Annotated in this window: 11 protein-coding genes; 7 read left to right on the top strand and 4 right to left on the bottom strand. The window is 72.5% G+C overall.

Annotated features, from left to right (window positions below):
* The first annotated feature begins 207 nt into the window (after nucleotides 1-207).
* The 4 genes from ABZ457_RS13585 to ABZ457_RS13570 all read left to right on the top strand — a co-directional run bounded on the left by ABZ457_RS13585 (nucleotide 208) and on the right by ABZ457_RS13570 (nucleotide 4,217).
* Entirely contained in the window at nucleotides 208-1,149 is a 942-nt protein-coding gene (locus tag ABZ457_RS13585) for a helix-turn-helix transcriptional regulator (RefSeq protein ID WP_359157309.1), read from the top strand.
* Between the two features lie 80 nt (nucleotides 1,150-1,229).
* Nucleotides 1,230-2,687: an aldehyde dehydrogenase family protein gene (locus tag ABZ457_RS13580; protein ID WP_359157307.1), complete on the top strand. Its 1,458-nt coding sequence runs from the start codon at nucleotides 1,230-1,232 to the stop codon at nucleotides 2,685-2,687.
* A 193-nt stretch (nucleotides 2,688-2,880) separates the two neighbouring features.
* A complete protein-coding gene (locus ABZ457_RS13575; protein ID WP_359157305.1) occupies nucleotides 2,881-3,462 on the top strand; it encodes a DinB family protein in 582 nt (193 codons plus the stop codon).
* Between the two features lie 113 nt (nucleotides 3,463-3,575).
* The gene (locus ABZ457_RS13570) at nucleotides 3,576-4,217 is read left to right on the top strand and encodes a PadR family transcriptional regulator (protein WP_359157303.1); all 642 of its coding nucleotides are present in this window, start codon (nucleotides 3,576-3,578) and stop codon (nucleotides 4,215-4,217) included.
* A gap of 33 nt (nucleotides 4,218-4,250) precedes the next feature.
* Here ABZ457_RS13570 and ABZ457_RS13565 read toward each other — a convergent pair whose 3' ends face one another.
* Nucleotides 4,251-5,672, bottom strand: coding sequence for a glutamate decarboxylase (locus ABZ457_RS13565; protein ID WP_359157301.1), 1,422 nt, complete (start codon nucleotides 5,670-5,672; stop codon nucleotides 4,251-4,253).
* 89 nt (nucleotides 5,673-5,761) lie between these two features.
* A complete protein-coding gene (locus tag ABZ457_RS13560) occupies nucleotides 5,762-6,127 on the bottom strand; it encodes a YbjQ family protein (RefSeq protein ID WP_359157298.1) in 366 nt (121 codons plus the stop codon).
* Nucleotides 6,128-6,259: 132 nt separating this feature from the next.
* Between ABZ457_RS13560 and ABZ457_RS13555 the strand changes: the two genes are divergently transcribed.
* Complete coding sequence (locus ABZ457_RS13555; RefSeq protein WP_359157295.1) at nucleotides 6,260-6,967, top strand: DedA family protein; 708 nt, start codon at nucleotides 6,260-6,262, stop codon at nucleotides 6,965-6,967.
* A 558-nt stretch (nucleotides 6,968-7,525) separates the two neighbouring features.
* Here the strand turns inward: ABZ457_RS13555 and ABZ457_RS13550 are convergent.
* Together ABZ457_RS13550 and ABZ457_RS13545 are read right to left on the bottom strand one after the other, a co-directional pair.
* Nucleotides 7,526-9,193 (bottom strand): threonine/serine exporter family protein, encoded by a 1,668-nt coding sequence (locus ABZ457_RS13550; protein ID WP_359157293.1) that lies wholly within the window; start codon nucleotides 9,191-9,193, stop codon nucleotides 7,526-7,528.
* A gap of 135 nt (nucleotides 9,194-9,328) precedes the next feature.
* Nucleotides 9,329-9,823 carry an inorganic diphosphatase gene (locus ABZ457_RS13545; RefSeq protein WP_005314187.1) on the bottom strand — a complete coding sequence of 165 codons (495 nt, stop codon included), beginning with the start codon at nucleotides 9,821-9,823 and terminating at the stop codon, nucleotides 9,329-9,331.
* A 96-nt stretch (nucleotides 9,824-9,919) separates the two neighbouring features.
* Here ABZ457_RS13545 and dacB point away from each other — a divergent pair, with 96 nt between their 5' ends.
* Together dacB and ABZ457_RS13535 are read left to right on the top strand one after the other, a co-directional pair.
* Nucleotides 9,920-11,323 carry a D-alanyl-D-alanine carboxypeptidase/D-alanyl-D-alanine-endopeptidase gene (gene dacB, locus ABZ457_RS13540; RefSeq protein ID WP_359157291.1) on the top strand — a complete coding sequence of 468 codons (1,404 nt, stop codon included), beginning with the start codon at nucleotides 9,920-9,922 and terminating at the stop codon, nucleotides 11,321-11,323.
* 96 nt (nucleotides 11,324-11,419) lie between these two features.
* Entirely contained in the window at nucleotides 11,420-12,556 is a 1,137-nt protein-coding gene (locus tag ABZ457_RS13535) for a zinc-dependent metalloprotease (protein WP_359157289.1), read from the top strand.
* The last annotated feature ends 46 nt before the right edge of the window (nucleotides 12,557-12,602 follow it).

The raw sequence follows: 12,602 nt of genomic DNA, 5'->3' as shown, positions 1-12,602 counted from the left end.
GGCAGATGCACGTGCACGCGCCGGACCTGTCCGCCCCCGTGACGGTTCTTGCTCATATCTTCCCCCGATCCGTCGCGGCCCCCGCCCGCCGTCTTCTCGTTTCCGTAATCGAATGAGTACGGCCTGAAGTGTTTTGGTGGCAGAATCCGGCTCTTGGGGTTCGGGGGGACCCTCGGCGAGGATCGGAGTCCGGCAAGTGGTGCGGCGATGGGGAGGGTTCGGGTCGTGACGGCAGGAGAGTCGGCGGCATCGGCAGGGGCGTCCGCGTCCTCGTGGGGATACCCCCGTTCCGACGGTCCGGGCGGAGGGTCGGTCGTCCGGCGCATCCTGCTCGGTTCGCAGCTGCGGCGGCTGCGGGAGTCCCGCGGCATCACCCGCGAGGCCGCCGGGTACTCGATCCGCGCCTCGGAGTCGAAGATCAGCCGCATGGAACTGGGCCGGGTCAGCTTCAAAGCGCGTGACGTGGAGGACCTGCTCACCCTCTACGGGGTCACCGACGACACCGAGCGGTCCGCCCTCCTCGGCCTCGTCAAGCAGGCGAACGTGGCCGGCTGGTGGCACAGCTTCGGCGATGTGCTCCCCGGCTGGTTCCAGACGTACATCGGTCTGGAGGGCGCCGCCTCCGTCATCCGCATCTACGAGGTGCAGTTCGTGCACGGGCTGCTCCAGACCGAGTCGTACGCGCACGCCGTGGTCGCCCGCGGTATGCCCGACGCCCCGGCGGCCGAGATCGACAAGCGGGTCGCCCTGCGCCTGGAACGCCAGAAGGCCCTGGTCTCGGAGAACGCGCCCTCGCTGCATGTGATCCTCGACGAGGCGGCACTGCGCCGCCCGTACGGCGACCGGGCCGTGATGCGGGCCCAGTTGAGCCATCTGATCGAGGTCTCCGAGCACCCGAACATCACCCTCCAGGTCATGCCGTTCTCCTTCGGCGGCCACGCGGGGGAGAGCGGCGCGTTCACCATGCTGAGCTTCCCCGAGTCCGACCTCTCCGACGTGGTCTACCTGGAGCAGCTGACCAGCGCGCTCTACCTGGACAAGCGCGAGGAGGTCGCCCAGTACGACCGGGTGATGACCCGCCTGAGCGAGGACAGCCCGGACCCGGCGAGCACCCGCGACCTGCTCCGAGGGCTCCTCCAACTCATCTGACACACCAGTACGATGACGGAACATCAGATGTCTGTGCTCGCGCCGGCCACCGCCGCATCCGCCCCTGGAGCAGTGATCACATGTCCTTCTTCACCGAACTGGCACTTCAGTACATAGACGGCGAGTGGAAGCCCGGCAGCGGCTCCTGGGACATCATCGACTTCAACCCGTACGACGGAGAGAAGCTGGCCTCCATCGCCGTGGCCACCGCCGACGAGGTGGACCAGGCGTACCGGGCGGCGGAGCGCGCGCAGCAGGCGTGGGCGGAGACCAACCCCTATGCCCGCCGGGGCGTGTTCGAGAAGGCCCTGCGGATCGTCGAGGACCGCGAGGAGGAGATCGCCGAGGCGATCGTCGCCGAACTGGGCGGTACCCGGCTGAAGGCCGCGTTCGAGCTGCACCTCGCCAAGGAGTTCCTCCGGGAGGCGGTCCACCTGGCGCTTCGCCCCGAGGGCCGGATCATCCCCTCCCCGGTGGACGGCAAGGAGAACCGGGTCTACCGCGTCCCGGTCGGCGTGGTCGGGGTGATCAGCCCGTTCAACTTCCCCTTCCTGCTCTCGCTGAAGTCCGTCGCCCCGGCCCTCGCCCTGGGCAACGCCGTCGTCCTCAAGCCGCACCAGAACACGCCGATCTGCGGCGGTTCCCTGGTCGCGAAGATCTTCGAGGACGCGGGCCTGCCGGCCGGCCTGCTCAACGTCGTGATCACCGACATCGCCGAGATCGGTGACGCCCTCTTGGAGCACCCCGTCCCCAAGGCGATCTCCTTCACCGGCTCCGACACGGTGGGCCGCCATGTCGCCACCGTCTGCGCCGCGCACTTCAAGCACGCGATCCTCGAACTCGGCGGCAACAGCGCCCTGATCGTCCTCGACGACGCGGACGTGGACTACGCGGTCGACGCGGCGGTCTTCAGCCGCTTCGTGCACCAGGGCCAGGTCTGCATGGCCGCCAACCGCATCCTGGTCGACCGCTCCCTGCTCGCCGAGTTCACCGAGAAGTTCACCGCCAAGGTCGCCACCCTGAAGGTGGGCGACCCGGCCGACCCGGCCACCCACATCGGCCCCCTGATCAACTCCTCCCAGGCCGAGGCGGTCACCTCGGTCGTCGAGCGGACGGTGGAGGCCGGCGCCACCGCCCTGATCCGGGGCGCGGCCGACGGCAACCTGGTGTCCCCCTCGGTCCTCACCGACCTCCCCGAGGGCTCGCCCGTCCTCACCCAGGAGATCTTCGGCCCGGTCGCCCTGATCATCCCCTTCGACGGCGAGGACGAGGCGGTCCGGATCGCCAACGACACCCCGTACGGCCTCAGCGGCGCGGTGCACACGGCGGACGTGGAGCGCGGGGTGCGGCTCGCCAGGCGGGTGCACACGGGCATGATCCACATCAACGACGGCACCGTGCACGACGAGCCGATCGTCCCCTTCGGCGGCGAGAAGCACTCCGGTGTCGGCCGGCTCAACGGCGACGCCATGCTCGACGCCTTCACCACCCAGAAGTGGATCTCGGTCCAGCACGGCCGCTCCCGCTTCCCGTTCTGACCCCACCGGGAACCGGCCCGGCCCCACGGGGAACCGGCCCTCCCCGGTGGTCGGCCCGATCTCCCCCCCGGGAAACGGCGCTTTCGCCACCCTTACGCGCGACCCCTCGCGGACAGAAGCCGTCCACGAGGGGTCGTAGCGTGAGCAGCGCCGGAAGGGAGAACGACCCCTTCCAGGACGGAAGGCGGACACCATGCCCACCCACGTTTCCCCCGAGTCCCGCGGCGACGAGCGCGGCGCGCTGCTGGCCTTCGTGGAGGCCCAGCGCGGCGGAATCCGGCGCTCCCTCCTCGGCCTGACCGAGGAGCAGGCGGCGAGCCGCCCCAGCGCCAGCGAACTCTCCCTCTCCGGGCTGCTCAAGCACGTCACCGAGACCGAGCACGGCTGGCTCGTGCTGGCGAGGCGCGGGGTGGGCGCCTCCTACGGCCAGGGCTCCGCCGAGGAGTCCGGCGGGCAGGAGGAGGAGTACGGGGAGGACGACTTCCGCCTGGTCGCGGGGGAGACCGCGGCCGGGATGCTGGCCCGCTGGGACGAAGTGGCCAAGGAGACCGAGGAGTTCGTCCGCTCCACGCCCAGCCTGGACGACACCTTCCCGCTGCCCGACGCCCCCTGGTACCCGGACGGCGAGCGGGTGTCCGTGCGCTGGCTGGTGCTGCACCTGATCGAGGAGATCGCCCGGCACGCGGGCCACGCGGACATCATCCGCGAATCCCTCGACGGCAAGGGCGCCTTCGACCTGATCGCCCTGGAGAGCGGCGAGGGCGGCGGCTGGTGAGGCCCGGCCGTCCCGGGCCCCGGCGCCTCGATCCGGGCCCGGGACGGCAGCCGGCCGGCCGGCGGTCACACCCGCTACCCTAGTCAAACTTGAATAGGAAGGAGCCCCGGTCGATGTCAGCGATCCGCCTGCTGGTGCTCGGCGCCGTCCGCCGGCACGGCCGCGCCCACGGCTACCAGGTCCGCAACGACCTGGAGTACTGGGGCGCGCACGAGTGGTCGAACGCCAAGCCCGGCTCGATCTACCACGCCCTCAAGCAGATGGCGAAGCAGGGACTCCTGCGCGCCCACGAGACGGCCCCCTCCACGGCCGGCGGCCCCCCGCGCACCGAGTACGAGGTGACCCCCGAGGGCACCGAGGAGTACCTCGCCCTGCTCCGCAAGGCCCTCACCGCCTACGACGAGGGCACCGACGTCCTCTCCGCCGCGATCGGCTTCATCGTGGACCTGCCGCGCGCCGAGGCCGTGGAGCTGCTGCGGGAGCGGGTGCGCGGCATACGCGAGTGGCGCCGCTCCGTCACCGAGTACTACACGCCCGAGGAGGGCCCCGAGTCCATCGGCCACATCGGCGAGATCATGAACTTCTGGGTCGCCTCCGCGGACTTCGGCGCGGAGTGGACCCTCGGTCTGATCGCCCGCATCGAGGCCGGCGCGTACACCTTCGCGGGCGAGGGGGAGCCGTTCACCGGCGTCCTCGCCGAGGGGGAGGAGAACCCGTACGCCACCGGCATCCCCCACGAGGGCGACACCCGCTGAGGCGTCCCCCGGCCGCGGGGGCCCGGTGGTGGCTCAGTGGTGGAACGCCGTCGCCGCGGCCTCGTCCTTGCCCAGCGGGCCCGGCTGCTCCCGCAGCTCGGGCAGCAACTGCTCCAGATCCCGCAGCAGCAGGTCCGCAAGGTCCGCGGAGAAGCCGTTGCGGCAGACCACCCGCAGCACCGACAGGTCCTGCCGGTTCGCCGGGAAGCTGTACGCGGGCACCAGCCAGCCCCGCTCCCGCAGCCGCCGCGAGACGTCGAACACGTCGAAGGCGGTGATGTGGTCGGCGGTGGTGAACGCGAACACCGGCAGCTGGTCGCCGTGCGTGAGCAGCCGGAACTCGTCCATCGCCCCGATCCGCCGGGCCAGCGCGGTCGCCACGTCCCGGGCCGTCTGCTGCACCGCGCGGTAGCCGTCCCGGCCCAGCCGCAGGAAGGTGTAGTACTGCGCGACCACCTGCGCGCCCGGGCGGGAGAAGTTCAGCGCGAAGGTCGGCATGTCGCCGCCCAGGTAGTTCACCCGGAAGACCAGCTCCTCCGGCAGGCACTCGGGGGAGCGCCACAGCGCCCAGCCGACGCCGGGGTAGACCAGCCCGTACTTGTGCCCCGAGGTGTTGATCGAGGACACCCGCGGCAGCCGGAAGTCCCAGACCAGGTCCTCGTCCAGGAAGGGCGCGACCATCGCCCCGGACGCCCCGTCCACATGCACCGGCACATCGAGGCCGGTGCGTTCCTGGAGGGCGTCCAGCTCCGCGCACAGCTCCGCGATCGGCTCGTAGGAGCCGTCGAAGGTGGAGCCGAGCACCCCGACCACGCCGATGGTGTTCTCGTCGCAGAGCTCCACGGCGGCCTTCGGGTCCAGATGGAAGCGGTTCCCCTCCATCGGCACGAGGCGGGCCTCCACCTCCCAGAAGTTGCAGAACTTCTCCCAGCAGACCTGGACGTTCACGCCCATCACCAGATTGGGCCGGGCGCTCGCGGGATAGCGGTCGGCATTGCGCTTCATCCACCGCCGCTTGAGGGCCATGCCCGCGAGCATGCACGCCTCACTGGACCCGGTGGTGGAGCAGCCGACCGCCGCCGACGGGTCCGGGGCGTGCCAGAGGTCCGCGAGCATCGACACGCACCGGCGCTCCAGCTCGGCCGTGCGCGGGTACTCGTCCTTGTCGATCATGTTCTTGTCGCGGCACTCGCCCATCAGGACGCCCGCCTGCGGTTCCATCCAGGTGGTGACGAAGGTCGCCAGGTTGAGCCGCGAGTTCCCGTCGAGCATCAGCTCGTCGTGGACCAGCTGGTAGGCGGTCATCGACGGGGTGGGGCCGTCCGGAAGCCGGTGGGTCGGCGGCGCGGACTCCATTCCGGCCACCGGGTCGGCGACGCCGTAGAAGGGGTTGAGCGAGAGCCGGGAACGCTCCGCGCTGTCGTCGTCGCCGTTCGTGCCCTGGTGAAGTGCCATGGGACTCAGGCTCGCCCCGGCCCCCACCCGCCGCAACGCGAAAGCGGCCCTCCCGCGCCCGCCCGGGGCACGGGAGGACCGGACCGGCGTCAGACGCGGGTGACCACCACGGCCGTCCCGTACGCGCAGACCTCGGTGCCCACGTCCGCCGCCTCCGTCACATCGAAGCGGAAGGCGAGCACCGCGTTGGCGCCGCGCGAGCGGGCCTGCTCCACCAGGCGCTCCATGGCCTGGTTCCGCGTCTCGACGAGGGTCTTGGTCAGCCCCCGCAGCTCGCCGCCGATCATCGACTTCAGTCCCGCGCCGATCTGGCTGCCCAGATGCCGGGAGCGCACGGTGAGGCCGAAGACCTCGCCGATCACCTGTTCCACGCGGTGGCCCGGGATGTCGTTGGTCGTGACGACCAGCACATCGGTCTCCGGGCCCTGCCCGCCGCCGTACTCCTCGATACCCATGGTCACAGCGTGCTCGCGGAGCGCCCGGAACGCATCCCCTGCGGACGGTGGAACCGGGCCCCCGGAATGTGCGTTGATAGCTTTGGGCAGCCGACCGTCCCGATCGACCACACCAACAGGAGTCCGGACCCCGTGAACACCCTTGCGCTCGGACCGAGCTGGCTCGATCCGGACTATCTGATCACCACCTTCGGGCTCATCGGTGTGCTGGTCATCGTCTTCGCGGAATCCGGTCTGCTGATCGGCTTCTTCCTGCCGGGCGACTCCCTGCTGTTCACCACGGGTCTGCTGGTGACCACCGGCAAGATCGACGTGCCGCTGTGGCTGGTGTGCACGCTGATCGTCATCGCGGCGGTCGTCGGCGACCAGGTCGGCTACCTCTTCGGCCGCAAGGTGGGGCCGGCCCTCTTCAAGCGCCCCGACTCGCGCTTCTTCAAGCAGGAGAACGTGGAGAAGGCGCATGTCTTCTTCGAGAAGTACGGCCCGAAGTCCCTGGTCCTGGCCCGCTTCGTGCCGATCGTGCGCACGTTCACGCCGATCATCGCGGGCGTCAGCCGGATGAACTACCGCTCCTTCGTGACCTTCAACATCCTCGGCGGTGTGCTGTGGGGTGCGGGGGTGACGCTGCTGGGGGCGGCGCTGGGCAAGATCGACTTCGTGCACGAGCACATCGAGAAGATCCTGATCCTGATCGTGCTGCTCTCGGTCCTCCCGATCGTGATCGAGGTCCTGCGCGCGCGCTCCCAGAACAAGAAGTCCGCGGCGGCGGGGGGCGGTGTCGCCGGGGACGGCGACGAGACCCCGCCGCCCTCTTCGCGCGGCCGCCACGCGAAGCGCTGACTGCGCGGGTACGCGCGCTTCAGCCCGCCCGGGCCGCCCGGCTGGGGGCGCGCTGCTTTCAGCCCCTCCGGGCGCCCGGCCGAGGGCGCGTGGCTTTTCAGCCCGTCCGGCGTTTGAGGACACGGCCGTGGGCCGTGCGGCGACCACCGGCGGCCTGCCGGGTCCGAATCCCGGGCCCGGTCCATCGGGGCTCCGCCCCGAACCCTGCGCCTCAACCGCCGGCGGGGCTGGGTGGTCGGACGGGTCGCGTTTCAGCCCCTCCGGTGAGTCGGCCGAGGGGGGCGCGTGGCTTTTCAGCCCGTCCGGCGTTTGAGGACACGGCCGTGGGCCGTGCGGTGACCACTGGCGGCCTGCCGGGTCCGAATCCCGGGCCCGGTCCGTCGGGGCTCCGCCCCGAACTTCGCGTGGTCGGGGGTGCGTGGTTTTTCAGCCCGTCCGGCGTTTGAGGACACGGCCGTAGGCCGTGCCGCGACCACCGGCGGCTTGCCGGGACCGAAACGCGGCCCGGGCCAGGGCCGGCCAGGCCCGAAGCAGCGGCCGGGGCGAGGGGCCGGCCCGTCAGAAGCCGCGCGTGCGCTTCGCCGCGCGGCGGCCACCCGGCGGCTCGCCCGGCCCCCCCGCCACCCCCGGCACCCGCAGGAACAACCGCGTCATCTCCGCACCCAGGTTCACCCCGATCGCGATCGCCAGCGCCAGCGCCGCCGCCTTGCTCAGCGAGGCCAGCCCCGGGTTCAGGTCGCCGCGGGCGATCGACAGCAGCCCGAAGTACGTCGCCGAGCCCGGCAGCAGCGGCCCGATCGCCGCCGTGACATACGGCAGCGCGGACGCGAACCGGTACCGCGCCAGCGTCTGCCCGAACAGACCCACCAGCCCCGCCGCCGCCGCCGTCGCCGCCACCGGCGACACCCCCGCGGTGTCCGCCAGCGCCCCGTACACCACCCACGCGACCCCGCCGTTCAGCGTGACCAGCCACACCGTGGACCGCTCCTGCTGGAGCATCACCGCGAAGCACAGCGACAGCGTCATCGCCGCCAGCGTCTGGATCACCGGCCGCTGCACACTGTGGATGGCGGTCTCCGGCTGGAGCCCCGCGTCCAGGGCGAAGCCCAGATAGAGGACGCTCAGCACGCCCACCACGATGCCGACGACCAGATAGCCGACCTCCAGCAGCCGCGCGGCCGCCGTGATGTAGAAGCCGGTCAGACCGTCCTGGACGCCCGCCACCAGCGCCCGCCCCGGGATCAGCGCGAACAGCCCACCGGTGATCACCGCCGAGGCCCGGACCTCCAGCGGCGACAGCGTCAGCGCCACCCCGACCGCGGCCGGGGGCATCGCCGCCGCCACGAACTGGTAGAACTCCGGCAGCCCGCGCCCCGCCGCCAGCCACGCCAGCCGGTCCCCGAGCATCGCGCTCACCGCCGCCGCGATGAACACCAGCACATCACCGCCGACCAGCACGGACGCCGAGCCCGCCAGCAGCCCGCCGGCCACCGTCAGCGCCCAGCCGGGGTACGGGTGCCGGTTCCGGCGGATCTCCGCGAGCCGCCGGTACGCCTCCTCCAGCGTCACCTCGGACTCGTCCGCGCTGATGTCGTGCACCAGCCGGTAGACCGCCGCCAGCCGGTTGTAGTCGGTGCCGCGCCGCCGCACCGTGCGGTTGGCCGTCACCGGGTCGTCCACCAGGGACGGCTGATAGGTGATCGACAGCAGCGTGAAGGTGACCGTCGGCTCACACCGGTCCAGGCCGTACGAGCGCGAGATGGCGAACATCGCCGCCTCGACGTCCTCGGCCCCCTCGCCGCCCGCGAGCAGCAGCTCCCCGATACGCAGTGTCAGGTCGAGCACACGCGGCACGGCCGGCCCGGCGTCGTCCTGCCGCTGCGGTGTCTCCGGCACCGGGCGCTCGCCCACCGGCATCCGCAGCATCGCCCGCATCCGGTCCTGCCACGGCGCGTCCTTGGTCAGCCGCACCACCGGGATGCCGTGCGCCGGGGTGAACGCGGGCGGCGAGTTCCGGGCGCTGTACGTGGACGGCGGGGCGAACGCGGAGCCCTCCGGCTCGGCCGGCGCCTCCGGCACCAGCCCGTGCGGAACGGCGAACTCCGAACTCGGGTGGTCCTCTTCGGGGGCTTCCGGCTGCTCCATCCCCAGAGGTGGGGCGAACGCGCTGTGCGCCTCGTCGGACTGAGGCTTCCGGTCTTCCGGACCCTCGGGTTCCGCCACCACTCGCCGTCCTCGCTCCCTGTCGCGCCCGCCCTCTGCCCGGCGCTTCTGCCCAGTATGGGCACGGACATGGGGGGAGACGCGACGCGGGCGGGACACCACCGGTGTCCCGCCCGCGTCAGGGCCTTCTCAGGGGCGTCAGTGCGCGCCGCCCTGCGCCTCCAGGCGCTTGAAGCTGGCCTCGATCTCGGCCTCGGCCTCGGCGCGGCCGACCCAGTCGGCGCCCTCGACGGACTTGCCGGGCTCCAGGTCCTTGTAGACCTCGAAGAAGTGCTGGATCTCCAGGCGGTCGAACTCGGAGACGTGGTGGATGTCGCGCAGGTGCTCCACGCGCGGGTCCGAGGCGGGGACGCAGAGCAGCTTGTCGTCGCCGCCGGCCTCGTCGGTCATCCGGAACATGCCGATCGCACGGCACTTGATGAGGCAGCCCGGGAAGGTCGGCTCGTCGAGGATGACCAGCGCGTCCAGCGGGTCGCCGTCCTCGCCGAGGGTGTTCTCGACGAAGCCGTAGTCCGCCGGGTAGCTGGTCGAGGTGAAGAGTCGACGGTCCAGGCGGATCCGACCGGTCTCGTGGTCCACCTCGTACTTGTTCCGCGAACCCTTCGGGATCTCGATGGTGACGTCGAACTCCACGGGTGGCTCCTCCATGATCAAGACATAGCAAGACGCGAATCTGGTGGTTAAGTGTCCCTCACGCAGAGGTGTGATCGCGAAAGGGGCTGGTGCGGGGTGCCGAAGGTCAGGACGTGGCAGCTCGCGACGGGTGCCGCGGCGCTCGGCCTCGTCGTCTCCGCCGGGGCGGTGGCCGCGGCGGGACCCTGGGACACCGGTCAGCGTAAGGCCGAGCGCCAGTGGGCGGCGGCCCAGGCCCCCACGGGTGGCGCACATCACGAGCCCCCCGCCCGCGAGCGCACGCCCGCCGCCCCCAGCGCGCCCCCGGTGCTGGCCGCCCTCGGCACCACCGGCCCCCGCACCGCCGACGCCCCCGCCCGGCCCCCGGCCGGCCTCGCCGCCACCCTCGGCCCCCTCCTCGGCGACTCCGCACTCGGCCCCGCGCCGACCGCCAGCGTCATCGACCTCGCCACCGGCGAACGCCTCTGGGCCAAGGGCCCGGCCACCCCGATGACGCCCGCGTCCACCATCAAGATCGCCACGGCCGTCGCCGCCCTTTCCGCCCTCGGGCCCGACCACCGCATCCCCACCACCGTGGCGGCGCCCCCCGAGGGCGACCGGGTCACCCTCGTCGGCGGCGGGGACGCCACCCTGGACCGGGCCCGCCTCGCCACCCTCGCCGACCGCACCGCCGCCGCCCTGCGCGAGCGCGGCACCGAGGCCGTCCGCCTGACCCACGACACCTCTCTGTACGCGGGCCCCCTCCTCCACCCCATCGGCCCCAACGGCAACCTCGCCCCCGTCAGCGCCCTCATGGTCGACCAGGGCCGCAACGACCCCCGGACCACCGGCGACGCCACCCGCACCAAGGACCCCGCCGGCGAGACCGCCCGGGTCTTCGCCGACCTGCTCAGCGAACGCGGTCTGCGGGTCACCGGCACCCCCGCCCCCGGCCGCGCCCCCGAGGGCGCCGTCCCCCTCGCCCAGGTGCTCTCCGCCCCGCTCTCCGCCGTCGTCGAGCGCATGCTGACCAGCAGCGACAACGACATCGCCGAGTCCCTCGCCCGCCAGACCGCCGTCGCCACCGGACGCGAGGCCGACTTCGCGGGCGCCGGGAAGGCCGTCACCGACCGGCTCCGCCGCCTCGGCCTCCCGCTGGAGGGCGCCCGCTTCGCGGACGGCAGCGGACTCGACCGCCGCGACCGCGTCTCCGCCGGACTGCTCACCGCCCTCCTCGCCCGCGCGGCCGACCCCGACCGCCCCGAGCTCCGCCCGGTCCTCACCGGCCTGCCCGTCGCCGGCTTCACCGGCACCCTCGGCACCCGCTACGACGAGACGTCCCCCGGCTCCGGCCTCGTCCGCGCCAAGACCGGCACCCTCAGCGGCGTGGACTCCCTCGCGGGCACGGTCGCCACCCCCGACGGCCGCCTGATCGGCTTCGCCTTCCTCGCCAACGGCACCGGGTCGGCCGCCGAGGCCCGCCCCGCCCTCGACCGCCTCGCCGCCGCCCTCGCCGGCTGAACACCCGTTCCCGGAACGGCCCCGGGTCCGGCCCCGCCCGCACCCGGGTACGCCCGCACCGCTGTGCGTCGCCGGTCGAGAACGTACGGTTGACGCATGACGAGCATCGGTGGTGCCGAGATGGTCGACTGGAACCTCGCCGTGGCGACCGCGACCCGCTTCGTGCGGCCCGGTCCCGACGTGAGCCGGGACGAGGCGCGCGCCGTCGTCGCCGAGCTGCGCCGGCACGCCAAGGCGTCCGAGGAACATGTGCGCGCCTTCACCCGGATGATCCCCGACGACGTACGGCCCCGGGACACCCCGGTCCTCGTCGTCGACCGCGCCGGCTGGGTCAGGGCGAACGTCGCCGGCTTCCGCGAACTGCTGCGCCCCCTGCTCGACAAGATGCAGGAGCGCCGCTCGGGAACCCCGGGCGGCGCGGTGCTGGGCGCGGTGGGCGGCAAGGTCACCGGCGTCGAACTCGGCATGCTGCTGTCGTTCCTCGCCTCCCGGGTCCTCGGCCAGTACGAGACCTTCGCCCCGGACACCCGCGACCTGCCCGCCGGCGACCCCGGCCCGGACGGCAGGGGCGGCGGCCGGCTGCTGCTCGTCGCCCCCAACATCGTGCACGTGGAACGCGAACTCGAGGTCGACCCGCACGACTTCCGGCTCTGGGTCTGCCTCCACGAGGAGACCCACCGCACCCAGTTCACCGGTGTGCCCTGGCTGCGCGACCACCTGGAGAGCGAGATCCAGGCCTTCCTCGCGGAGACCGACGTCGACCCGATGACCGTCCTGGAACGCCTGCGGGAGGCCGCCCAGTCCCTCGCCGGGGCCCGACCCGAGGGCGAGGAGGAGGAGGGCCGCTCCCTGGTGGAGGTCGTCCAGACCCCCGCCCAGCGCGAGATCCTCGGCCGGCTCACCGCCGTGATGTCCCTGCTGGAGGGGCACGCGGACTTCGTGATGGACGGCGTCGGCCCGGACGTCGTCCCCTCGGTGGCGGAGATCCGGGAGAAGTTCCAGCAGCGCAGGGCCCGCGGCGCGAGCCGGCTGGACCTGGCGCTGCGCAAGCTCCTCGGCCTGGACGCCAAGCTGCGCCAGTACCGCGACGGCGAGCGCTTCGTCCGGGCCGTGGTGGAGGAGGTGGGCATGGACGGCTTCAACCGGGTCTGGACGTCCCCGAACACACTGCCGACCAAGGCGGAGATCGCGGCGCCGGCGGACTGGGTCGCGCGGGTGCACCGCACGGGTTAGGAGGACGTCCCGGGTGCGGGCGGCGCACACGGCGGGGCACGGGGGG

Source organism: Streptomyces sp. NPDC005805 (genome assembly GCF_040630445.1).
Taxonomy (GTDB): domain Bacteria; phylum Actinomycetota; class Actinomycetes; order Streptomycetales; family Streptomycetaceae; genus Streptomyces.
This window is presented reverse-complemented; position numbering and strand designations above follow the sequence as displayed.